The 23,073-nt window shown below is 44.9% G+C and carries 27 protein-coding genes and 1 tRNA gene; 14 read left to right on the forward strand and 14 right to left on the reverse strand.

The features are described 5' to 3' along the window. Positions 1 to 328 precede the first annotated feature (328 nt). Positions 329 to 802, forward strand: a complete 474-nt coding sequence (locus tag DQX04_RS09505; protein WP_111915696.1) for an RNA-binding protein — start codon at positions 329 to 331, stop codon at positions 800 to 802. 65 nt (positions 803 to 867) lie between these two features. Here the strand turns inward: DQX04_RS09505 and DQX04_RS09510 are convergent, their stop codons facing one another. Beyond that, positions 868 to 2,667 carry a S8 family serine peptidase gene (locus DQX04_RS09510; protein ID WP_111915697.1) on the reverse strand — a complete coding sequence of 600 codons (1,800 nt, stop codon included), beginning with the start codon at positions 2,665 to 2,667 and terminating at the stop codon, positions 868 to 870. Positions 2,668 to 2,907: 240 nt separating this feature from the next. Between DQX04_RS09510 and trmA the strand changes: the two genes are divergently transcribed. After that, positions 2,908 to 3,990: a tRNA (uridine(54)-C5)-methyltransferase TrmA gene (gene trmA / locus DQX04_RS09515; protein WP_111915698.1), complete on the forward strand. Its 1,083-nt coding sequence runs from the start codon at positions 2,908 to 2,910 to the stop codon at positions 3,988 to 3,990. On the opposite strand, the gene DQX04_RS09520 is transcribed toward trmA, so the two are convergent. The 3 genes from DQX04_RS09520 to efp all read right to left on the reverse strand — a co-directional run bounded on the left by DQX04_RS09520 (position 3,991) and on the right by efp (position 6,037). After that, on the reverse strand, positions 3,991 to 4,428 hold the full coding sequence (locus tag DQX04_RS09520; protein ID WP_111915699.1) for a MerC domain-containing protein: 438 nt from the start codon (positions 4,426 to 4,428) through the stop codon (positions 3,991 to 3,993). It abuts the gene before it with no gap. A gap of 68 nt (positions 4,429 to 4,496) precedes the next feature. Further along, positions 4,497 to 5,471 carry an EF-P lysine aminoacylase EpmA gene (epmA, locus tag DQX04_RS09525; RefSeq protein WP_111915700.1) on the reverse strand — a complete coding sequence of 325 codons (975 nt, stop codon included), beginning with the start codon at positions 5,469 to 5,471 and terminating at the stop codon, positions 4,497 to 4,499. Continuing rightward, the gene (efp, locus tag DQX04_RS09530; protein ID WP_111915701.1) at positions 5,468 to 6,037 is read right to left on the reverse strand and encodes an elongation factor P; all 570 of its coding nucleotides are present in this window, start codon (positions 6,035 to 6,037) and stop codon (positions 5,468 to 5,470) included. Before efp ends, epmA begins: the two co-directional genes overlap by 4 nt. 101 nt (positions 6,038 to 6,138) lie before the next feature. On the opposite strand from efp, the gene epmB reads away from it, so the two are divergent. Next, positions 6,139 to 7,143 (forward strand): EF-P beta-lysylation protein EpmB, encoded by a 1,005-nt coding sequence (gene epmB / locus DQX04_RS09535; RefSeq protein WP_111915702.1) that lies wholly within the window; start codon positions 6,139 to 6,141, stop codon positions 7,141 to 7,143. A gap of 5 nt (positions 7,144 to 7,148) precedes the next feature. On the opposite strand, the gene DQX04_RS09540 is transcribed toward epmB, so the two are convergent. The 6 genes from DQX04_RS09540 to DQX04_RS09565 form a co-directional block, all read right to left on the reverse strand. Then, positions 7,149 to 7,676, reverse strand: a complete 528-nt coding sequence (locus DQX04_RS09540) for a DUF3016 domain-containing protein (protein WP_111915703.1) — start codon at positions 7,674 to 7,676, stop codon at positions 7,149 to 7,151. Positions 7,677 to 7,764: 88 nt separating this feature from the next. After that, complete coding sequence (locus tag DQX04_RS09545) at positions 7,765 to 7,947, reverse strand: hypothetical protein (RefSeq protein ID WP_111915704.1); 183 nt, start codon at positions 7,945 to 7,947, stop codon at positions 7,765 to 7,767. 86 nt (positions 7,948 to 8,033) lie between these two features. Further along, entirely contained in the window at positions 8,034 to 8,537 is a 504-nt protein-coding gene (locus DQX04_RS09550; protein ID WP_111915705.1) for a DUF3016 domain-containing protein, read from the reverse strand. Between the two features lie 159 nt (positions 8,538 to 8,696). Continuing rightward, a complete protein-coding gene (gene groL / locus DQX04_RS09555; protein WP_111915706.1) occupies positions 8,697 to 10,328 on the reverse strand; it encodes a chaperonin GroEL in 1,632 nt (543 codons plus the stop codon). Between the two features lie 48 nt (positions 10,329 to 10,376). Beyond that, on the reverse strand, positions 10,377 to 10,667 hold the full coding sequence (locus DQX04_RS09560; RefSeq protein WP_111915707.1) for a co-chaperone GroES: 291 nt from the start codon (positions 10,665 to 10,667) through the stop codon (positions 10,377 to 10,379). 124 nt (positions 10,668 to 10,791) lie between these two features. Further along, positions 10,792 to 11,301 carry an FxsA family protein gene (locus tag DQX04_RS09565; RefSeq protein ID WP_111915708.1) on the reverse strand — a complete coding sequence of 170 codons (510 nt, stop codon included), beginning with the start codon at positions 11,299 to 11,301 and terminating at the stop codon, positions 10,792 to 10,794. A gap of 81 nt (positions 11,302 to 11,382) precedes the next feature. Here DQX04_RS09565 and cutA point away from each other — a divergent pair, with 81 nt between their 5' ends. The 11 genes from cutA to purD all read left to right on the forward strand — a co-directional run bounded on the left by cutA (position 11,383) and on the right by purD (position 21,094). After that, the gene (cutA, locus tag DQX04_RS09570; RefSeq protein WP_111915709.1) at positions 11,383 to 11,700 is read left to right on the forward strand and encodes a divalent-cation tolerance protein CutA; all 318 of its coding nucleotides are present in this window, start codon (positions 11,383 to 11,385) and stop codon (positions 11,698 to 11,700) included. After that, a complete protein-coding gene (locus DQX04_RS09575) occupies positions 11,697 to 12,281 on the forward strand; it encodes a protein-disulfide reductase DsbD domain-containing protein (RefSeq protein ID WP_111915710.1) in 585 nt (194 codons plus the stop codon). The genes cutA and DQX04_RS09575 overlap by 4 nt, the downstream gene beginning before the upstream one ends. 150 nt (positions 12,282 to 12,431) lie before the next feature. Continuing rightward, positions 12,432 to 12,875 (forward strand): type II 3-dehydroquinate dehydratase, encoded by a 444-nt coding sequence (aroQ, locus tag DQX04_RS09580; protein WP_111915711.1) that lies wholly within the window; start codon positions 12,432 to 12,434, stop codon positions 12,873 to 12,875. Between the two features lie 46 nt (positions 12,876 to 12,921). After that, complete coding sequence (accB, locus tag DQX04_RS09585; protein ID WP_111915712.1) at positions 12,922 to 13,389, forward strand: acetyl-CoA carboxylase biotin carboxyl carrier protein; 468 nt, start codon at positions 12,922 to 12,924, stop codon at positions 13,387 to 13,389. A gap of 21 nt (positions 13,390 to 13,410) precedes the next feature. Continuing rightward, positions 13,411 to 14,754, forward strand: coding sequence for an acetyl-CoA carboxylase biotin carboxylase subunit (accC, locus tag DQX04_RS09590; protein WP_111915713.1), 1,344 nt, complete (start codon positions 13,411 to 13,413; stop codon positions 14,752 to 14,754). 80 nt (positions 14,755 to 14,834) lie between these two features. Further along, entirely contained in the window at positions 14,835 to 15,719 is an 885-nt protein-coding gene (gene prmA / locus DQX04_RS09595) for a 50S ribosomal protein L11 methyltransferase (protein WP_111915714.1), read from the forward strand. Between the two features lie 156 nt (positions 15,720 to 15,875). After that, the gene (dusB, locus tag DQX04_RS09600) at positions 15,876 to 16,835 is read left to right on the forward strand and encodes a tRNA dihydrouridine synthase DusB (protein WP_111915715.1); all 960 of its coding nucleotides are present in this window, start codon (positions 15,876 to 15,878) and stop codon (positions 16,833 to 16,835) included. A gap of 21 nt (positions 16,836 to 16,856) precedes the next feature. Further along, positions 16,857 to 17,153, forward strand: coding sequence for a DNA-binding transcriptional regulator Fis (fis, locus tag DQX04_RS09605; protein ID WP_111915716.1), 297 nt, complete (start codon positions 16,857 to 16,859; stop codon positions 17,151 to 17,153). Between the two features lie 189 nt (positions 17,154 to 17,342). Then, positions 17,343 to 18,908 (forward strand): bifunctional phosphoribosylaminoimidazolecarboxamide formyltransferase/IMP cyclohydrolase, encoded by a 1,566-nt coding sequence (gene purH / locus DQX04_RS09610; protein WP_111915717.1) that lies wholly within the window; start codon positions 17,343 to 17,345, stop codon positions 18,906 to 18,908. A gap of 46 nt (positions 18,909 to 18,954) precedes the next feature. Then, entirely contained in the window at positions 18,955 to 19,794 is an 840-nt protein-coding gene (locus DQX04_RS09615) for a class I SAM-dependent methyltransferase (RefSeq protein ID WP_111915718.1), read from the forward strand. A gap of 7 nt (positions 19,795 to 19,801) precedes the next feature. Beyond that, on the forward strand, positions 19,802 to 21,094 hold the full coding sequence (gene purD, locus DQX04_RS09620; RefSeq protein ID WP_111915719.1) for a phosphoribosylamine--glycine ligase: 1,293 nt from the start codon (positions 19,802 to 19,804) through the stop codon (positions 21,092 to 21,094). Positions 21,095 to 21,124: 30 nt separating this feature from the next. Here the strand turns inward: purD and maoP are convergent, their stop codons facing one another. The 4 genes from maoP to orn form a co-directional block, all read right to left on the reverse strand. Further along, positions 21,125 to 21,496 carry a DUF413 domain-containing protein gene (gene maoP, locus DQX04_RS09625; protein WP_111915720.1) on the reverse strand — a complete coding sequence of 124 codons (372 nt, stop codon included), beginning with the start codon at positions 21,494 to 21,496 and terminating at the stop codon, positions 21,125 to 21,127. Positions 21,497 to 21,600: 104 nt separating this feature from the next. Beyond that, positions 21,601 to 22,182: a glutathione peroxidase gene (locus tag DQX04_RS09630; RefSeq protein ID WP_111915721.1), complete on the reverse strand. Its 582-nt coding sequence runs from the start codon at positions 22,180 to 22,182 to the stop codon at positions 21,601 to 21,603. A 133-nt stretch (positions 22,183 to 22,315) separates the two neighbouring features. Next, positions 22,316 to 22,391: transfer RNA gene (locus DQX04_RS09635), tRNA-Gly, on the reverse strand. Between the two features lie 80 nt (positions 22,392 to 22,471). Beyond that, positions 22,472 to 23,020: an oligoribonuclease gene (gene orn, locus DQX04_RS09640; protein WP_111915722.1), complete on the reverse strand. Its 549-nt coding sequence runs from the start codon at positions 23,018 to 23,020 to the stop codon at positions 22,472 to 22,474. Positions 23,021 to 23,073: the final 53 nt, after the last annotated feature.

Consider the following 23,073-nt stretch of genomic DNA (forward strand, 5'->3'; position numbering starts at 1 on the left):
GATATATTGTTAAAGAACGTTGCTTCTGCTCGAAGCGAGGTGCGCATTCTACACACCCATTTTTTTATGTCAACTCATTGATGAAAACTTTTTTCATTTTTCTATGTTTGAAGTTCATTTTTAAGCAAAAGGTGGGTAGTTAAGTATGTATTTCACCTTGATCGGTTAAAAAAAGACCTAAACATCTTATTTTTGTTTCTTTTCGCTCAATGTGAGTCTTTATTTAAGCATTAGCTTTTATTTTTTATGCTCAAGGCTTTGCCGCCACCACAATGAAACGCTAAGATAGCGATTGTTTTTCAACAATTAGACTTATAAAGGTATTTTCATGGAACAAGCTAGCAGCGCAACTCGTATTCTTATTGCCGCATTATTCGCTGTCGTTTTTACTTTAGTTAGCCAACTTTTCCTAACATCTTCTGACTCCACTACAATAAGCATTATTGCTCTTGGTGCATTTTTAGGTGGTGCACTTGTGCCATTACTTGCGAACATTATTCCAACCCGCAAGGCAAGCTCTAACTTTGATTCAGACCAAAGTGCAGGCGAAGGTACTACCCTATATGTGGGTAACCTACCTTTTAAAACTGACGAGAACGCAGTTAAAGATGCGTTCGCTAAATATGGTGCAGTTCTTTCTGTAAGGCTAGTGAAAGACAGAAGAACGGGTCGTAAGAAAGGTTACGGTTTCGTTGAAATGGAAGACGGAGCAGCTGAGAAGGCACTTTCTAAATTGAATGATAAAGAATTTGAAGGGCGCACTTTAAAGGTTCGTTTAGCTCATTCTGAACAATCTGAATAAACATATATAAAAGAAAAGGGGTTACTTCGCGAGAGGTAACCCCTTTTTTATTTTCTAGAGTTAACTTAGAACTGAACTGTAACCTGCTCAGAACAAACAGACGTTCCAGCTTCACATACTTGGTAAGTTAAAGAACCACCACCACGCATGTTTGTGCTGTCTGTATATGCACCAGAATCATTCACTGTATCGATTAATGCCCCATCTCTGAAAATATCGACCTGGGTAGTACTCGTGCCAGTCCAAGATAGTTCAGCCGTCCAGCGACCACGAACCTTACCACCTTGTCCTGCTAACTCGATGGAAGCACCACCGGTGTCACCACCGTTATCTCCGCCATCGCCACCGCCAGTATCACCACCAGCACAGCCATTTAAGGTTAGATAGTCGTATGCATCTTTCGCCTGAACCAGACCGGCGCCGTAACTATTGGCGGCACCTAAGTTTTCAGCGGTTGCTTTCAATGCATCTCTGATTTCGTTATTAGTACACTCTGGGAAATGACTCCAAACTAATGCTGCTACGCCCACCACATGTGGAGTAGCCATAGACGTGCCATTAAAGCTCGCATAATCACCCGCACCAAGAGTAACAGATGCGCTTTGCCCCAAAGAAGTTAAAGCACTTGCTCCGTCTACGTCACTAATTCCCACAGTAGGAATAGAAACATTAGTTGTACCCAATGTACCGCTTAACGCTCCTGCGACATTGTTATAGATAACGGCTGCAACACCGCCACCGGCTTCACAGGCTAGGGCTTTGTCAGCAAAGCTAATGTCACCGCGCTCTATCAAACACACTGCATCTTGAGCATTTGTACAAGTACTTGTACCCAAGCCACAATCAACTAAAGGTCCGGTCACGTCACCTTCAACTGAACCTTCCATGCCTAAAGCAGCAAATGTTGAGCCCCCTGCGGTAAAAGTAGATACCTGGCCCATTCCTCTTGGTACGGTAGATAGCACGTCTACACCAGGTCCAGATATTTCTACTTGATCATTTCGCTGTGAAAAATCTGCTAATTGCTTGTTGCTATCAATAGCAGCTACAGACATTACCGCATCGTATGAAGCGGGATAAGAATAAGCTGTGGTGCCGTCGTTACCGGCAGCTGCAATACTCAAAACGCCCGCGTCGTTAAGTGCGCTAAACGCGTTTCTCTCGGTGTTACTCGCTCTTGATCCACCAAGACTCATATTAATCACATTCGCACCATAGGCAGCGCACTGGTCTGCCGCGGCGATAAGTGATGATGAGTATGCCCAACCATTAGCATCAAATACTTTTACTATGTGAAGATTGAGTTCTGCATTGGGAATTACACCCACGACACCTTCGCCATTCGACACTGCAGCAATGGTTCCTGCTACGTGTGTACCGTGGCCATTACCATCCACATACCAGTCTCCAGACCCCGAGTCGTATTCACCCGTAACAAAGTTAGTTTGTAAATCTGGATGACCTAAGTCATAGCCCGAGTCGATAATGCAAACCTTACGACCACTCGCTAATTGCGCAGTTACCTGGTCAGCTTGAACCAAGCTAATACCATAAGGTGCACCCGGCTCATATTCACTCATCGGCTCCCTCTTAACGTCTTCCTCAATAAAAAGAACGTTAGGATTATTGCGCAAGCCATTTAACGCTTGAGCGGGAACTTCAATTGCCATTGCATGATGCTGCTGTAGATCTACAACCTGGCGACCTCCAGCTCGCTCAACCGAGCGCATCACTGCTGCGTGACTACCTGGCTGAAAATTAACAATGACACGTTGATGGTCTGGATTAGCAGATACCGTAGGCATCATAGACATGCCAAGTGCTGCTCCACTGGTGAGTAACAGTGTTAGTTTTGAAAAAGACATATATAAGAATTACCTTGATTTATTATTTTAAGTAGCTTCCGATGCAAGGTATGGATTCACTTCCATTGCCATAACTTAATTATTAATGTTTTATTGACAAGTCATAACAAGTGCATAGATCTATCGCACTTTTTTCAGCACTTCAACCCACTTTACAAACAACTTAACGCAGCCGTGCTTTGTAATAAGCTTCGAGTTACAATACGCGCCTTTAAATTTGCGGCGCCAAGGAAATTATTCATGTCTGAGTCTTACCAAACTCAACTCGAAAACAAAAAACAGCTTTTTACCGAGAAGTTGGCGCCCTTTTATACCTCTTCAATAGACGTGTTTGCCTCCCCCGAGCAACACTACCGTATGAGAGCCGAATTTCGAGTATGGCATGATGGGGACGACTTGTATTACGTGATGTTCCACCCCGGTACTCGGGATAAATATAGGGTCGACCAGTTTCCTGCTGCAGGGGAGCTTATAAACAGCTTAATGCCGGAAATATTAGATTACGTAAAAAATAGGGAAATTTTAAGAAACCGCCTGTTTCAGGTCGACTTCTTAACCACAACCTCTAATCAGGCTGTTATTTCTTTGCTTTACCATAGACAGCTCGACGAGACATGGCAGAACGAAGTACTAGGTCTAAAAGGCCACCTAAGCCAGTTTTGTGCCGTGAACATTATCGGTAGAGCACGTAAGCAGAAAATCTGTCTAGATACAGACGCAGTGATCGAAAAGCTCTCCGTCGCCGGAAAAGACTATTTATTTGAACAAGTAGAAAATAGCTTTACTCAGCCTAATGCCGCGATCAACGTTAAAATGTTGGAATGGGCGCAAAGAGAAACTAGTGGATTAGAAGGTGACTTATTAGAACTTTATTGCGGCAATGGTAATTTCAGTCTTCCACTAGCGAGCAACTTTAAGCGCGTATTAGGAACAGAGATTTCGAGAACATCGGTAAAATCAGCGCAAACGAACATCGCACTGAATAAAATTGAAAACGTGAAAATAGCGAGAATGTCAGCGGAAGATTTTGCTTTAGCAATTGCCGGTAAATTAGACTCTCGAAGAGCAGATGATCTTGAACTTGAGACCTATGACTTTTCAACCGTACTGGTTGATCCTCCACGAGCAGGGCTAGACAGTGATGCTCTTGAGCAAATTCAACCCTACCAACACATTATATACATCAGTTGTAATCCAGAAACGTTGGTAGAGAACCTATCTAAACTGTGCCAAACCCATCATGTAGTAGCCGCAGCTCTATTCGATCAGTTCCCGTTTACACACCATATGGAGTCTGGCGTACACCTTGTTCGAAAGGATTAATTAAGAAGATACCTTAGCGGGGCTTTCGACAGCATGCTCTACGGCTTGTTGTTCATCAACCTCTTCACACGGCACGTGGTTTTTCGCACGGCATAAATACAAGTTCAATGAATGCGCACCGATTAAAAGCGAGGAGGCTATAACAATAACAATCTGCTCCCATGGTGCATGAAGGTCGTGCTTTGCGATAAATAAGGCTATTCCAGCAATCAACATAAGTAGTGGGATAAAACTACCATGGTGCTTTAGTCCCATAACAACCGCTGAACCACCAATAATTGCGCTCAAAGAAAGGACCAACATCTCAACCCAAAACAACCCCATAAACGCCAGCCCCATTAAACTAAGGGTAGGAAGAATTACGGGTACGAGTAAGCAATGAATCGCACACAAGATTGCGACCCAAATACCAGCTTTATCGAATGTTTTATGTTGCATATGAACCTCTCAACTAATGTTACAGTATAACATACCAAAGAGAGGGATGGCTAACCCGATTACAATATTTAGGCTGAATCAGTTGTAAAGGTTAGAACTTCTTTTATATGCTTCGCCCCTAACTTAAGCATCAGTAAGCGGTCGACGCCCATCGCTACGCCAGCGCAGGCAGGCAAGCCCGACTCCAACGCAGCTAAAAATCGCTCATCAATTGGAACTTCTGGTAATCCCATAGAGCCTCGCTGCGTGTTGTCTTTCTCAAACCTAGCTCGTTGTTCAATTGGGTCTTGCAGTTCCCAATAGCCATTCGCGAGCTCTAGCCCACCATAGAAAAGTTCAAACCGATGCGCTGTTCGGTCATCTTGTTCGCAGCGCTTTGCGAGAGAAGCCTGTTCAGCAGGAAAGTGATAAACAAAGGTAAGTTGTTCTCTATCTAGTGAAGGTTCAACCACACAACTCATGAGTAAATCGAGCAGAGCGGCTCTATCTCCTTTAACAACCTCACAATCAATACCCTTCTGCATTAAAGAAGCCTCAAGCTCCTGAGCATTAGCAGCCAGTGGATCAACTTGCGCATAACGGATAAATGCGTCTTGGTAGGTTAAGTATTGTGAAGCGACATCGGGAAATATCTCACGCATAAGGAGCTCTATTTCTGCCATCAGTTCCACATCCGTGAAGCCTAGGCGATACCACTCCAGCATAGAGAATTCGACATTATGACGAGAACTAATCTCGTCATTTCGAAACACTTTGGATATTTGAAAGCAGTCTCCTATGCCTGCGCAAAGCAATCGCTTCATTGCGTATTCAGGAGAAGTTTGTAAATAAAGTTTATGCAGCCCCTTAAACTGACCAGACTCTGCATGTACTTGCATATTGGCGATATGAGGTTCAGTTACACCGCTAGCTGCCAATATCGGCGTTTCAACTTCAACAACATCACGCTCTAAGAAAAAAGCTCGAATCTGCTGTTGAAGAGCAGACCGAGCTTTTATATTTTCGAGTGCAGCACTAGGCTGCCAAGATTTAGATTCGATCATTTCTGAACGCGAGAAACATACTCTCCGGTGCGCGTATCAACCTTAATCACTTCACCCGTTTGCACGAACAAAGGTACACGAACCACAGCGCCAGTAGATAGCGTTGCAGGCTTCCCGCCAGTACCGGCTGTATCACCTTTCAAACCAGGATCTGTTTCCGTGATTTCAAGTTCTACAAAGTTTGGTGGTGTTACTGTGATTGGCTTACCGTTCCAAAGCATAAGCGTACAAGTATCTTGCTCAACCAACCACTTTTCGCTATCACCTACAGCCGCTTCGTCTGCCGCTAACTGCTCGAACGTTTCATTATTCATGAAGTGCCAGAATTCGCCGTCGTTATACAAGTAGTCTAATTCCACTTCCATCACGTCCGCGGCTTCAACTGAATCGCCTGACTTAAACGTTTTCTCAACCACTTTACCGCTTAACAGTTTTCTAATCTTCACACGGTTAAATGCTTGGCCTTTACCTGGCTTGACCATTTCATTCTCGATGATCGAGCATGGCTCGCCGTCGAGCATGATTTTCAGACCACCTTTAAATTCACTTGTGCTGTAACTTGCCATATGTTCCTCTTTCATCCTTAGGCAATTTTGGCGCTAATAATAAACCAAATATAAAGAGATTTCAGGTAAAATAGCGCGCACCATGCATAGTTTTTCGGAATATGGCTTCTTCATTACAAGTACGCCCTCAATGGCAACAAGAAATAGCGAGCAGCATTACCTCTCCTGAAGAGTTAGGTCGGGTTCTTAATCTAGATGAGTCCTGGATTCGCCATAACGCACCTGCAAAATCATTATTTCCCTTGCGCGTGCCGAAACCATTTGTCGCTCTCATGGGTCAAGGCAATCCGAACGACCCACTACTTAAGCAAGTTATGACTTCAGCCGACGAGTTTCAACAACACCCAGACTTTGTACGAGACCCGTTACTTGAACAGCAACTTGAAGGCCCCTCAAGCTTGTTACATAAGTACAAATCTAGAGTCCTTATTATTTTCAGAGGTGGCTGTGCAGTAAATTGTAGATACTGTTTTAGACGTCACTTTCCCTATGAAGAGAATCATTTCGGCAGAGAGCAAAAAGAGCAATCTCTCGAATATATTCGCAAAAACGTTGAAATCAACGAGGTTATTCTTAGTGGCGGCGATCCTCTTATGGCCTCAGATCAACAAATAGAAGATTTTGTTCGTGCGCTTGAGTCCATTGACCACATAAAACGCATAAGAATCCACTCGCGACTACCTATAGTTATTCCAAGTCGACTCACAAACAGCTTAGCCAAAGTGCTCGAATCAAGTCGCTTAAAAAGCATTTTAGTTCTTCACGCCAATCACCCGAATGAATTAAGCGAAGAACTCAAGAAACGCCTCTCGATCTGGCAAGAGCATGGCATTCTCTTGCTCAATCAATCTGTTCTGTTGAAAGGGATTAATGACGACACTGAAACACTCGTAGCTCTCAGTGAAAAGTTATTCGATTGGCAGGTTTTACCCTACTACTTGCATTTATTAGATAAAGTGGAGGGAGCGAGTCACTTCAATGTTGAAGTACAAAAAGCACAGGAAATTTATCAACAACTCTTGGTAGAACTGCCAGGGTTTCTTGTACCTAAGTTAGTGCAGGAAGTAGGCGGAGAGCTTAGTAAAACTCCGATCTCCGCCTTTTAGTTCGACTATTCTTGGCTTAAGAACTGCTGCGCAAACCAACGGTTTAGCATATTGAGTTCTGCACTCACGTATTCATCACGTGAGGAAATCCGAGGAAATCGAGATCTCCCTTCGGTGCGGATTGCCCGCCCTTCAATTTCAACGCCTTGCTCTGATGATACAACAGTTCCGTCAGCAGAAACGCGCTCGAAGTCTATCGTCATCACAGGAAACTCATTCATCATAGCTTTGCGCTCGAACTCCCTTGCATTGAAACCTTGATTTGCCAGCATGGTGCCAGCCATGTCGTAATCGGTTACAGTAATTTTCAATTCTTCACCATCAGCAAGGTGCATTTCTGCAAGCCTGTCGATATGGCGAGCAATTCTTGAAAAGCGAACCTGTAACTCTTCATTGTCTGGGTCGATTTGCGCTAAACGAACGTCTTCATAGTTTTCTGGTGAGGACCATGTAACAGAAGCCTCACCTGCAAACGTTACTGGCGAAATACCAATACCTAACGCAAGAATTAAAGTGACTTTTAGAAATTTCATGAGAACCTCCCATTGTTTAAGTTTACGGGAGACTGGAGAGAAGATATGGCGCCTGCGGAATTCCGCAGGGCGCCCACCAAACTAAAGCTTATGCTGTAGTGTTGATGTTGTTTCCTACGGCAGCCCCCGGAGTCGAGTTCTGCTTTGGTGCCGACTGAGCCGCAGAATCAAGAAGTTGAAGCGTTGCCGCACCTTCTTGTTTTTGCTGATTCTTCGCCAACTTAAGCGAAACCAACTCGAGCTGTTGTGGACCTTGCGATGCAATTTCCATTTTGGCCTCCTTTTACTGCCTAAATTTGCGCGACGAAACACGCCGCATCCATGCTATCGACCGTAAAACCCACAACTTTAGAAAATTTATTGCTCAAATCTAAAATAAAACCATCTATCTAGCATAGCTCGTTCATAATCAAGCATTTCATGTTGTGAACGACCTTGAATATAAGAACTTCCTTGACCAGGCATGTCACGACCTCTAAGACGCTCTTGGCCACTTGCTAACGTCTCTCCACTAGCACTTTCTAGGCGATAGTTAAACTCCATGCTGGGAAAGTCTGAGTTACGAACAACACGCACCATATTCATTGAGCCACCAAATTGATTCGGTAAAACTTCACCTGCCAAATCAAGATTGGTTACTGTGATATGTAACTTTTGACCGTCGGGAAGTTTCCCCGCCAACTCAGCAAAATGTCTTTCAAACTCTGCAAAAACCCGCTCTTCAAAACGCGACTGTAATTCTTCCGCAGCTCGAATGTCTCGATATGAGTCAGGGTTTTCCCACGTTACTGAGGCTTCTCCTGCTTGTGCAGGCATTGCGAATGCCAAACCCAACATTAAAACTGCAATTATGCGATTCATAGGACCCTCCTAAATTCTGAATCCTTGCTTACTTTTACAGCATATACGTTCTTTCGCAAATTTGTGGTCACAAAGCGTTTAAGTGTGTCAAAAAAAGTAAACCCGCTAAAACGAAAAAAGCTGCGCCAAGGCGCAGCTTTTTCATCCGAACAGGGCCGATTACATCATTCCGCCCATACCCATGTCACCGCCAGGCATCGCAGGAGCTTCTTCTTTTGGTAGCTCTGCAATCATTGCTTCAGTGGTAATCATTAGGCCAGCTACAGAGGCTGCGAACTGTAACGCTGAACGAGTCACTTTTGTTGGGTCAAGAATACCCATCTCAAGCATGTCACCGTAGGTATCGTTACCTGCGTTGTAACCAAAGTTACCTTCGCCTTCTTTCACTTTATTCGTAACTACAGAAGCTTCTGAGCCCGCGTTGTATGCGATCTGACGAAGAGGTGATTCCATTGCACGAAGTGCAACTTTAATACCTACGTTCTGTTCTTCGTTGTCGCCACGAAGCTCTGCTAATTTGCTTGCAGCGCGCACAAGAGCAACACCACCACCAGGTACTACACCTTCTTCAACTGCTGCGCGAGTTGCGTGAAGTGCGTCTTCTACACGTGCTTTCTTCTCTTTCATTTCTACTTCAGTTGCTGCGCCAACTTTAATTACCGCAACACCGCCAGCTAGTTTTGCTAAGCGCTCTTGAAGCTTCTCTTTGTCGTAGTCTGAAGAAGTCTCTTCGATTTGCTGACGAATTTGCGTTACGCGACCTTCAATTGCGTCTTGGTCTCCTGCACCGTCAACAATAGTGGTGTTGTCTTTGTTAATCACAACACGTTTAGCACTACCTAAGTCTTCAAGTTGTGCTTTTTCTAGTTCCATCCCGATTTCTTCAGAAATCACGGTACCGCCAGTTAACGTAGCGATGTCTTGCAACATAGCTTTACGACGATCACCGAAACCAGGAGCTTTAACTGCTGCAACTTTCACGATGCCACGCATATTGTTTACAACTAGTGTTGCTAGCGCTTCACCTTCTACATCTTCAGCGATCAACAATAAAGGCTTACCAGACTTCGCTACACCTTCTAGTACAGGAAGTAATTCGCGAATGTTGCTGATTTTCTTGTCGACCAACAAAATATGTGGGTTGTCTAACTCAACAGTTCCAGTTTCTTGGTTGTTGATGAAGTATGGAGACAAGTAACCACGGTCAAACTGCATACCTTCTACTACTTCAAGTTCGTCTTGCAGGCCTTGACCTTCTTCAACGGTAATAACACCTTCTTGGCCTACTTTGTCCATTGCTTTGGCAATGATTTCACCAATGGTGCTGTCTGAGTTAGCAGAAATTGTACCCACTTGCTCAATCGCTTTGCTGTCAGAGCAAGGCTGAGAAATCTTCTTCAATTCCTCTACTGCAGCAACCACCGCTTTGTCGATACCGCGCTTAAGGTCCATTGGGTTCATACCCGCAGCTACCGCTTTCAAACCTTCAGTAACAATCGACTGCGCTAATACAGTTGCAGTTGTCGTACCGTCGCCCGCTTCGTCATTTGCTTTCGACGCCACTTCTTTAACCATTTGCGCGCCCATATTTTCGAACTTGTCTTCAAGCTCGATTTCTTTCGCAACGCTAACACCGTCTTTAGTGATCGTTGGCGCACCAAATGACTTCTCTAAAACTACATTACGGCCTTTAGGGCCAAGAGTAACCTTTACCGCGTCCGCTAGGGTGTTTACACCTTTTAGCATTTTCTGACGCGCGCTGTTACCAAATTTTACTTCTTTCGCTGACATGATTTTCTTCCTTCAATCTAATTCGGTTGAAACACTGAAAGTCGAGAATTACTCAACAATCGCCAGAATGTCTGACTCGCTCATAATAAGAACTTCTTCACCGTCCAGCTTCTCAGTTTTTACACCGTAGCCGTCGCTGAATAGAACTGTGTCACCAACTTTTACGTCTAGCGGCTTCACTTCACCGTTCTCTAAAATGCGACCATTACCTACAGCGATAACCTCACCACGCGTAGATTTCTCTGCTGCAGAACCAGTAAGAACGATACCGCCCGGTGATTTGCTCTCTGCTTCAGAGCGCTTAACAATCACACGATCATGTAAAGGACGAAGTTTCATCGAGATACTCCCATAATCAATGATGGAAAAAATGACTGGAACCATTCCAGCCATCTGTTAAAAAATAAGTTGGTAACTAAATGGGGTCACACAAAGTAATTCCAAGAGCTAAGAGCAATTTTTTTTACTTTTTTTCTTTATCCTCAACCTGCTCAAAATCTTCTTGTCTTGAATACTCCCCTTCAAACGTATTCCCGTGTTCGTTGCTTGAACGAGTGCTCTTATATTGTGACGAAGATCGGGAAGACGCACCCGTAAATGAAAAGTGCACGTTTTTACTATGGGCTAACTTTTTCAAAGCCCACATACCTACATGCTTTTGAATTACCGGCAACAACATAAGCAGGGCCAATGCATCAGTTACGAACCCAGGCGTGACTAAAAATATACCCGCCGCGAGAATCATGAATCCCGCAATTAATTCTTGCCCCGGCATTTCGCCCATAGCCATCTTTTGTTGGGCTCTGGCAAAGGTATTCAACCCCTGCTGCTTAACTAGGCCTGAACCTAACAAGGCAGTTAAAATAACCAAGGCAATCGTAGGGCCTGCACCAATTTGTTGGCCAACCTGCACCAATACCGAAATTTCAATAATTGGCATGACCACAAAAAGTACAAATAAAACTAACTGCATGATGAACTCCCATTCGGTTATTATGTCCACATTTGGGCGTACTTCTTTTATTTCAAGGTAACTACATCTGAATCGAACGTTATGTCACACTTACTTATAATAACTACAACACCCGACCTAGCTGCCGCAGAAGCAATAGCAGAGGGACTTATTCAAAATAACCTTGCCGCCTGTGTGCAAGTTCAACCTCAAGGCAAGTCCTTTTATAGATGGCAAGGCAAAGTAGAGTCTTCTGCTGAACATGCCTTATTTATAAAAACAACTGACTCAGCATATGGGAAAACCGAACAATACATTCAAGAACATCACCCTTATGATGTGCCAGAAATTATCGCCGTGAAGATAGACAGAGGGCTGTCCCCGTATTTAAGTTGGATTAATGAGGAAGTAAATTCATGAGTTTTATTCGTCTTAGCGTCATTGTTGTTGGCGTTCTATTTTCAGTTTGTGTCCACGCACAAGCGAACGGCTTAAATTTACAAAGCTTAAACGGAGCCAACTCATTTCCACCACCCGAAGAAGTCTTTATTCTCGACTATCAACAAATTGACCATGAGCTGACTGTTTCTTTTCAAATACCGGAAGGTTTTTATCTTTATCAAGAACGCTTCAATTTAACCCCTGAAGAAAAAGTCGCAGGAGAAATAGAGTTACCTGAAGGGATTGCTTATGAAGATCAGTTCTTTGGGTCAACTGTCATTTATCGTGATCAAGTTTCGTTCAATGTAAGTCTAAACCAAGCACGTCGGAATGAACCTCTGACGGTTCACTACCAAGGATGTGCCGATGAAGGTTTTTGCTACCCCCCATCTACGCAGACTATTTTCCTGCGCCAAACCAACGGCGTAAATGGGACAGCCGCCATTAATACCGAAACATCCAATCCTGGAAATGGAAATTACAGCTGGGTCTTTCTCATTATAGTGCTCGCAGTTGGCTTACTAGCTCTTTTCATCATTCGCAAAAAGCAACAAAGTTGAAAGTAAAGTGTCGCATTTTCGGTGATAAGACCAGTAATTTGCTGCGATTTGGAAATTTCTGATTATAATAGAAGCCAATTAACAATTTAGGTAGCGAGCTCATCACAAAACTGTGGGTTCGCGAAAGTTAGCGACAAATGGCTACAAGTAATGCATAAAGAAGCTCAGATTCTTATTATTAATGGTCCAAATCTGAATTTACTCGGTACCCGTGAGCCTGAGATTTATGGCACGCAAACCTTGGCTTCTATTATCGAGTCGCTACAAAGTGCTACAAACCAAGCAAGAATTTCCCATGTTCAGTCGAATGCAGAACACGAACTTATCGACGCGATACATCAAGCATCTGGGGAAATAGATTTTATTATTATTAACCCTGCGGCGTTTACACACACCAGTGTTGCTTTACGAGACGCTCTAGTAGGCGTAGGCATACCTTTCATAGAGGTTCACCTGTCTAACGTTCATGCTCGCGAACCATTTCGTAGGCACTCCTACTTTTCCGACTGTGCACAGGCGGTTATTTGTGGATTAGGCGCGACGGGTTACGAAGTTGCACTGAAAGGTGCATTGCAGCATTTACAGAACAAATAGAATTAAAAAACATTAATTTAAACACTAATAATGAGTGATACGGTTTATGGATATTCGGAAAATTAAGAAATTAATCGAACTTGTTGAAGAGTCTGGCATTGCGGAGCTAGAAATTACCGAAGGTGAAGAAGCGGTAAGAATTAGTCGCAATAATCAGAACATGATGCCTGCAATGGCGCAATATCAAGTTCCTCAGCACATGCCAGCTCCGGCTCCTGCGGCGGCACCGGCAGCAGAAGCGCCGGCAGCAAACGCTGAACCTGCCAAGGAAGAAGTTTCAGGCCACGTGATTAAGTCGCCAATGGTCGGTACTTACTACGAGTCTCCAGCTCCAGGGGCGAAAGCATTTGTTACTGTCGGTCAGCGCGTTAACGTGGGCGACACCCTGTGCATCGTTGAAGCTATGAAGATGATGAACCAAATTGAAGCAGAAGTGTCGGGTGTGGTGAAGCAAGTATTAGTTGAAAACGAAGCACCTGTTGAGTTCGATCAACCGCTATTCATCATTGAATAACCGAACAAAAAGGCAATAGTCATGCTAGATAAAGTAGTGATAGCCAACCGCGGTGAAATTGCGTTACGCATTTTACGCGCGTGTAAAGAGCTCGGTATAAAAACAGTTGCTGTACATTCAACCGTCGACAAGAACTTAAAACACGTTCTTTTAGCTGACGAGTCTATCTGTATCGGCGCGCCTTCAGCTGCAGAAAGCTATCTAAATATTCCTCGAATTATAAGCGCGGCGGAAGTTACCGACGCGGCAGCCATCCATCCGGGGTATGGTTTCTTGTCAGAGAATGCTGATTTCGCAGAGCAGGTCGAAAATTCGGGCTTTATTTTCGTAGGCCCTACGCCAGAAGTTATTCGCATGATGGGTGACAAAGTTTCAGCAATCGAAGCGATGAAAAAAGCAGGCGTTCCATGTGTGCCTGGTTCAGGCGGCCCTTTGGGTGACGACGACGAGAAGAACCTAAAAGTCGCTAAACGTATTGGTTATCCAGTTATTATTAAAGCTGCCGGCGGTGGTGGTGGTCGAGGTATGCGTGTTGTGCGCGAAGAAAAAGATCTACTTCGCTCAATTCAAGCCACACAGTCCGAAGCAAACGCAGCGTTTGGTAACCCAATTGTCTATATGGAGAAGTTTCTAGAGAATCCTCGTCATATCGAAATCCAGGTATTAGCTGATGGACAAGGCAACGCTATCCACCTAGGAGAACGCGATTGTTCTATGCAACGTCGCCACCAAAAAGTAGTGGAAGAAGCGCCAGCGCCAGGTATTACTCCAGAAATGCGTAAAAGCATTGGCGAGCGCTGTGCTCGTGCTTGTATCGAAATTGGTTATCGCGGCGCGGGAACGTTCGAGTTTTTGTATGAAAACGGTGAGTTCTACTTCATTGAAATGAATACACGTATTCAGGTTGAACACCCGGTTACAGAGCTTGTAACAGGAATCGACTTAGTGAAAGAACAACTTCGTATTGCGGCGGGCAGACCTTTGTCGATCAGTCAAGAAGACGTGGTGATTCGGGGTCACGCAGTAGAGTGTCGTATAAACGCTGAAGATCCGAAAAACTTCATTCCGTCTCCAGGCACGGTGACACGTTTTCACCCACCAGGTGGGCTAGGCATCCGTTGGGATTCTCATATTTACACGGATTACCGTGTACCACCTAACTACGACTCTATGATTGGTAAACTTATTACCCATGGAGACAACAGAGACGTTGCGATTGCAAGAATGCGCAATGCCCTAGGTGAGCTTATCTTGGAAGGCATCAAATCGAATGTTCCTTTGCAGAAAGAGATCATGGCCGACGAGAACTTCCAACATGGCGGAACAAACATCCATTATTTAGAAAAGAAACTGGGAATCTCTTAGTTTCCCGTTTCTTTCTTAAATTGCTAAAATACAAAAGCTCAGACAGTCGTCTGAGCTTTTTTTGTGATTAAGGGTAAAGCATGGCTTGGATTCAACTAACGCTAACTACCGACGAGGCGCACGCGCGTCAACTAGGTGACATTCTTATGGCTAACCAAGCCCAAGCAGTGACCTATAGAGACGCAAAGGACGCACCTATATTTGAACCTGGCCCCGGTGAAGTTCAGCTATGGTCGCAAACCCTAGTGACTGGTCTTTACCCAGCTGAAGTAAAGTTACAGCCCATACTGAGTAATTTAGCGAAAGTAAGCTTTCTTGCTCAACCATTGCAATATAAAACCGACCCACTCGAAGACAAAGATTGGGAAAGAGAATGGATGGACAACTTCAAACCCATTTGTTTTGGAGACAAGTTTTGGGTCGTTCCTTCTTGGCATGAGCCCCCGAAACCAGAACAACCTTTTATTTTACTCGACCCGGGGATGGCATTCGGTACCGGCACCCACCCTACCACCTCGTTATGCTTAACATGGTTAACCGAGCAAAATCTGGAAGGAAAAACTATCGTCGACTTCGGTTGCGGCTCAGGCATTTTAGGTATTGCAGCATTAAAGCTTGGCGCCGCGCGCTGTATTGGCACCGATATAGACCAGCAAGCACTAATTGCCACCAAAGATAATGCCAAAAGAAATGGCGTGGGCGACAAATTTGAAGTCTATCTACCCCAAAATGCACCAGACATAAAAGCCGATATCGTTATTGCCAATATTCTAGCGGGCCCTCTCCAAGAGCTGTCCGGCGTGATTCAAGGTTACCTAAAGCCAGACTCTCCGATCGCCATGTCAGGTATTCTACATCGCCAAGCAGAGGATGTGATGAATGCATACTCGGAGGGCGTTACATTTGCGGAAGCGCGATTTGAAGGTGATTGGTCACTTATTCATGGTATTGCCGTGAATCCGTAACAATTCCCTAACAGGTCTTCGCAACAAAGGTCTAGAGGCGGAATAAGTCAAGCTAAAAAACTGCAAAAAAATCGTTTTTTGTTCACTTATTCGCCTTTTTTTTCGGCTGTAAATTCCCTAAAATTCTCCACCCTTTCGCTGAACAGTTTTTGAACGATGCGGATTGGCAGTTACGAATTAAAGAACAACGTTATTCTCGCGCCCATGGCTGGTGTTACCGACTTGCCATTCCGTCGCCTGTGCGTTGAACTTGGTGCCGGGTTGGCAGTATCGGAGATGCTGTCGAGCAACCCGAAGGTGTGGGACACCGCCAAGTCCAAAAATCGCATGGCGCATCATAAGGAGCCAGGATTACGATCTGTTCAAATTGCAGGTTCAGACCCTGAATTAATGGCAAGAGCCGCCCAACATAACGTTGTTGAAGGCGCGCAAATCATTGACATTAATATGGGCTGCCCCGCAAAAAAAGTGAATAAAAAGCTAGCAGGCTCTGCGCTACTGCAAGAACCTGAGCTGGTTCGGGACATTATTAGTGCAGTTGTTGCTGCGGTAGATGTTCCGGTCACACTTAAAATTCGTACAGGTTGGGCTCCAGAGCATCGCAACGGAGTTCAAATAGCGGAAATCGCTGAACGTGAGGGCATACAAGCTCTTACTGTTCATGGCCGCACTCGTGCATGCATGTACAAAGGGCATGCGGAGTACGAAACAATTAAGAATATTCGAGAGGCTATTCAAATTCCTCTTATCGCTAACGGAGACATCACGTCACCGGAAAAGGCGCTTGAGGTTCTTGAGTTCACGCAAGCTGACGCAGTCATGGTTGGCCGTGGAGCACAGGGTAACCCTTGGATATTCAGAGAAATTACTCATTTCTTTCAGACGGGTGAAAAACTTCCCCCGCCAGAAAAAAGTGAAGTTATACGTATTATGGGTGAGCACCTTAAGGAGCTACATGCATTTTACGGCGAGCATACCGGAGTTCGGATTGCCCGCAAACACATTGGTTGGTACGTACAAGGACTCGGTAATCCAGGTCAGTTTCGTGCGAAATTTAATGCACTTGAGACTTCATCTGAACAGCTAGAAGCCTTGAATTTTTTATCGTCAATTTAGCAGAGAGAAAAGAGCGCTATTATGTTTGACTACAATGGAAACCGTGAGACAGAAACTCACCCTTTAATTACTCAAGCCCCAAACGCTAATCCTAAGCCATTGCGTAATTCTGTAAAGCAAGCGCTAAACAACTTTCTAGGTCAACTTGATGGCCAAGATCCTGAAGAGCTTTACGAACTTGTTCTTTCAGAAGTTGAAGCTCCATTACTTGAAGAAGTAATGACTTATACTCGTGGTAATCAAACGCGCGCAGCAACAATGCTAGGCATCAACCGCGGTACTCTTCGTAAGAAATTGAAAAAATACGGCATGAACTAAGATTCATCGCTCACTTTTTCAAAAGCGCCTGCTGAGTCATCACAGGCGCTTTTTTGTTTTCTAACTTCGTTTCTTGCGCACAATACCGTATAATACTGAGCCGCATATGAAGTGGTCTGGAAAGTCTTTTCCATCGTTCCTCTTCGACCAAAATTGAATTCCCGTCAACGCCAAAATAGTGAGTACACCATGAGTCAGATTCGTCCCGTTCAGCGCGCACTGCTGAGTGTTTCCGATAAAACCGGCATCGTCGACTTCGCGCAAAAGTTGCACCAGCTCAACGTAGAAATTCTTTCCACCGGTGGTACCGCAAAACTTCTTCAGGAAGCAGGCATTCCAGTAATTGAGGTTTCTGAGCATACCGGCCAGAACGAAATCATGGATGGTCGAGTTAAAACGCTTCACCCTAAAATTCATGGTGGTATTTTGGGGCGCAGAGACAAAGACCAAACGGTTATGGCTGAACAAAACATTGCACCTATCGATCTTGTCGCAGTAAACCTATACCCATTTGCTCAAACTGTTGCTCGACCCGACTGTAGTTACGAAGACGCTATTGAAAACATCGACATTGGCGGCCCCACTATGGTTCGAGCGGCAGCAAAAAACCATAATGACGTCACAATAGTAGTTAACGCAGAAGACTATTCTCGCGTAGTTACAGAGCTTGAAGCAGAAGGCGGAACGACTTTTAAAACTCGCCAAGACTTAGCTACTGCTGCTTTCGAACACACCGCAGCCTACGACGGCATGATCGCGAATTACCTAGGTTTAAAAGTACAGAGTAAAGAGAGTCAATTCCCTCGTACTTACAATATTCAAGTCGAGAAGAAGCAAGACTTACGTTACGGTGAAAACAGCCATCAAAATGCTGCGTTTTATACCGAGAGCAATGTTAGCGAAGCATGTATTTCCACAGCAACACAGTTGCAAGGTAAAGAACTTTCATACAACAACATTGCCGATACCGATGCAGCTTTTGAATGCGTTAAACATTTCACTACCCCAGCATGTGTCATTGTTAAACACGCAAACCCTTGTGGCGTAGCTGAAGGTGATAATATTTTGGCGGCTTATGAACGTGCATATCAAACCGATCCAACGTCAGCGTTCGGCGGCATTATCGCGTTCAACCGCGAACTAGACGAAGCTACGGCGCACGCGATTATTTCTCGTCAATTTGTCGAAGTAATCATCGCACCAGGCGCATCGAAAAAGGCTCAAACGTTAGTAGCCAGCAAACCGAATGTACGTTTACTTACCACAGGCGCAATTGAAACTTCAGCACCGCAACTAGACTACAAACGCGTCAAAGGCGGACTTCTTATTCAAGACAGCGACGACGCACGAATCGGTTTAGATGATTTAAACGTAGTGACTAAAACACAACCCACTGAAGAACAATTAAAAGATCTATTGTTTTCGTGGAATGTGGTGAAGTTCGTGAAGTCGAATGCAATTGTGTATGCCAAAGACGGTATGACCATTGGTGTAGGTGCAGGGCAAATGAGTCGCGTGTATAGTGCTAAGATTGCGGCAATAAAAGCAGCAGACGAGAACCTTGTGGTTGAAGGCTCGGTCATGGCGTCAGACGCGTTTTTCCCTTTCCGGGACACTATTGATGCGGCAGCTGAAGCTGGCATTAAAGCAATTATTCAGCCGGGCGGTTCTATACGAGACGAAGAAGTTATTGCCGCAGCAGACGAGCATGGAATTGCCATGGTATTTACATCGATTAGACACTTTAGACATTAATTAAAAGCTATAGTTAAGCCTTTACTGGCTTCAAGGAGATAACAACATGCGTACAAGTATGAAGTTAACAACAGCGGCTACATTAGTATTTCTAAGCGCTTGCTCTGGGGGCGAAAATGCTTCCGAGAGCAATAGTCAAGAAGCCTTAAGTGCAGCAATCAACAGCGAACATCGCACTGAAGCTTATGTAGAGCGCGACAATGCTCGTCACCCTCTAGAAACCTTAACATTCTTTGAAATTCAGCCAGACATGACCGTAGTTGAAATCTGGCCAGGTGGCGGATGGTATACAGAAATCCTTGCTCCTTACCTCAAGGATGATGGTCAGTTTTATGCAGCACACTTCGACCCGAACCATGAGCGCGAATATTACAGTAACTCTCGTGCGAACTTTGAAGAAAAAATGGCGGGTTCTGATGTTTACAGTAATGTAACCATTAGCACATTCGTACCTGGCAGCGACTACGAGATCGCTCCTGCTGGTTCAGCTGATCGTGTATTGAGCTTCCGTAATATGCACAACTGGTATATGGGTGGTGGCGAAGAAGGTTTGAACCAAGCATTCCAAGCTTTTTATACCGCACTTAAGCCAGGCGGAATTTTAGGCATTGTTGACCACCGCTTGCCAGAACACCGTGCCGACAGTGAAATGGAAGGTTCTGGCTACATGAAGGCAAGCTGGGCTATCGCATTTGCAGAAGCCGCAGGGTTTGAGTTCGTTGGCGAGAGTGACGTGAATAGCAACGACCTCGATAGCGCAAATTACGAGCGAGGAGTTTGGACTCTACCTCCAACGCTTGCACTTGGGGAAACAAATCGCGATTTATACATAGGCATCGGAGAAAGCGACCGCTTTACTTTGAAGTTTAGAAAACCAGAGGAATAAACGACGAATGAAAGTACTAATTGTCGGTGGCGGCGGCCGTGAACATGCGCTGGCTTGGAAAGCAGCGCAATCTCCTCGTGTTGAGAACGTTTTCGTTGCTCCGGGTAATGCCGGTACGGCAACAGAAGTCGGAATGACCAATGTACCTATAGCGGCAGAAGACATTGCAGGATTACTCAAGTTTGCCCAAGACGAGCATGTGGAACTTACCATTGTGGGTCCTGAAGCTCCGTTAGTTGCAGGAATTGTAGATACATTTCAAGCGAACGGTCTTGCGATATTCGGTCCAACTCAAGGAGCGTCTCAGTTAGAAGGTTCAAAAGCTTTTTGTAAGGACTTCCTAGCGCGCCATAATATTCCTACTGCAGCGTACGAAACGTTCACTGAAATTGAACCTGCAAAGCAATATGTTCGAGCCAACAGTCTTCCTATCGTTATAAAAGCCGACGGCTTAGCGGCAGGTAAAGGCGTTATCATAGCTGACTCGCTAGAAATGGCCGACGCTGCTATTGAAGATATGTTAGCCGGCAACAAGTTTGGAGACGCAGGCAGCCGCGTTGTCGTTGAAGAGTTTCTCGTAGGTGAAGAAGCCAGCTTTATAGCCATGGTCGACGGCGACAGAATTTTACCTTTTGCCTCGAGCCAAGATCACAAAGCTAGAGACAATGGCGACAAAGGACCTAATACTGGTGGCATGGGGGCGTACTCGCCAGCACCAGTACTTACTGATGAAGTAAGCGACTGGGTTATGGAAAACATTATGCAGCCTACCGTCGACGGTATGCGAAGCGAAGGTAATACCTACGTAGGTTTTCTCTATGCAGGATTGATGATTGCACCCGACGGCAGTGCCAAGGTTCTTGAGTACAACTGCCGATTTGGCGACCCTGAAACTCAGCCAATCATGATGCGACTCAACTCTGACTTGGTTACTTTGTGCTTTGACGCTTTAGCTGGCCAGCTTGGTGTCACCCCTATCGAGTTTGATAAACGCGCAGCAGTTGGTGTTGTACTTGCTGCTGGAGGTTATCCAGAGTCTTACCGTAAAGGCGACGTTATTAAAGGTCTAGACAACGCCTGTGCGGACGAGCATGAGAAAGTGTTTCATGCGGGTACTCAAGAAAAGGATAGCAACATTGTGACCAGTGGTGGCCGCGTATTATGTGCAACTGCACTAGCTGATTCAGTTACAGCTGCGCAAGCAAAGGCATACGAAGTTGTGAATAGAATCGACTGGGACGATGTTTATTTCAGAACAGACATAGCCCATCGCGCTATTAAACGCGAAGCTCAGTCTTAATCAATAAAAACCCGGCAAGCGCCGGGTTTTTTAATCTTCTACAACCAAGTCGTCTTCCGTAGAGCCTGCGCTGTCATAGTCGCTGTCATCTTCGACAACTTTAGAACGACCGTACATACTGCCTACTTTAGGACGATTGATTCTACCTTGGTACTTCGCCCAAGCCTTTTCAACATCGGTTTCCGCTGGCTTTTCACCTTTAGCCACCGCTAACAAAGCTTGGTCTTCCTGCGTTTCCGGCATAACGTCACCGGCAAGAAGTGCTGTAATTAAACACCCATAGTGCAACAACGCGTCACTTTCACGTATCGAGAAGTCGCCGGATCTTGCGAATCCGTATGGATAATTTCGAAAATCATTAAATGGTTTTCTTAACAAAAGTTCACGTGTTTGAGTCGCCATAATGTCCACCTATCCCGACTATGAAACAGTGTGTAACCCAAACATGGGTTACACAAATGACGATATAGAGGTGTTCTTAAATCTTGTCAAGAAAATTTTGTTGGTTAATTTAATGCACTTCTAATTTGCGAGGTTACGCGCTCGTCTTGAGGCTCTACAGAACTTGGAAATGAAGTAATCACTTCACCGTTTTTACCCACTAAATATTTGTGGAAGTTCCAACCTGGAGGACCAACTTGCTGGGTAAGTTCTGCAAACACTGGGTTAGCACGACGGCCAGTAACGTCAGACGTTGCCATCATCGGGAATGTTACGCCGAAGTTTGCGAAGCATACCTCTGCCACTTCTTCCTCGTCTGAGTGTTCTTGACGAAAGCTATTCGACGGAAACCCCACAATAGTGAAACCTTGGTCTTTATACTCTTGATAAAGTGCTTCTAATCCTTCGAATTGCCCTGTGTAACCGCATTGACTGGCAGTATTCACCACTAACGTGACTTTCCCAGAGGTGAGTTCACACAGGTCTGAAACCTCCTCAGAACGTAGCCGTCTTTGTTCACCATGCAAGGGTCCAGAGCACTCCATATTGGCGTGGTTGCTCTCACCGCCATGGTTATGAGCCATAGCCTCAAACGGCGTGGCGCTCAAAAAAAGCGTCGTGGCCGCAATTCCTATTAATGTTTTCATGTTATTCCTCGTTGCGTTTATTCATTTATTATAGTTACGCACAGCTAGAGTGAAAGGATTAACTGACAGACTGAAAGGAATAAAAAGTTTAGACATAAAAAAACGCCACCCGAAGGTAGCGTTTTTTTGAATTTGGAGCGAGTAACGAGGTTCGAACTCGTGACCTCAACCTTGGCAAGGTTGCGCTCTACCAGCTGAGCTATACTCGCATTTAAAGGCTGTGTTGCCTTGAGTGCGTTGCGCATTTTACTCAATTTCGGGGGCAATGCAAGCCTTATCGCGCACATTTTTACTGTTCGTTGAAAAAATGCTCACGATAGTATTTTAATTCTTCAATCGACTCGCGAATGTCAGCAAGTGCCTCGTGAGCGTTTGATTTTTTAAACCCTGAAATAATTCCCGGCTTCCAACGTTTAGCCAATTCCTTAACCGTACTTACATCTAGGTTTCGGTAATGAAAGTAGCTTTCTAACTCAGGCATATAACGCGCTAAAAAGCGGCGATCTTGGCAAATACTGTTGCCACACATCGGCGAAGTGTTTGCTGCAAGATGTTCTTTCAAAAATGCGATGGTTTGTTGCTCGGCCGCTGCAGTATCAATATTGCTTTCTTGGATGCGCTTAACCAACCCCGAAGCGGTGTGCGTACGCGTATTCCAGTCGTCCATTGCATCTAGTACTTCGTTGGGTTGATGAACGGCGATTACCGGTCCTACTGCGATCTCATTGAGTTGGTCGTCTGTCACAATAGTTGCAACTTCAATAATGACGTCGTTCTCTGGACTTAACCCCGTCATTTCCAAATCAATCCAAATTAACCGGCCTGAATTCTCTGCCATGCTGTTACCTATTTTATTGGGTCGTGTAAAATCTGAATTTAAGACTAACTATT

It is taken from the genome of Aliidiomarina sp. B3213, assembly GCF_003290085.1.
Classification (GTDB): Bacteria; Pseudomonadota; Gammaproteobacteria; order Enterobacterales; family Alteromonadaceae; genus Aliidiomarina.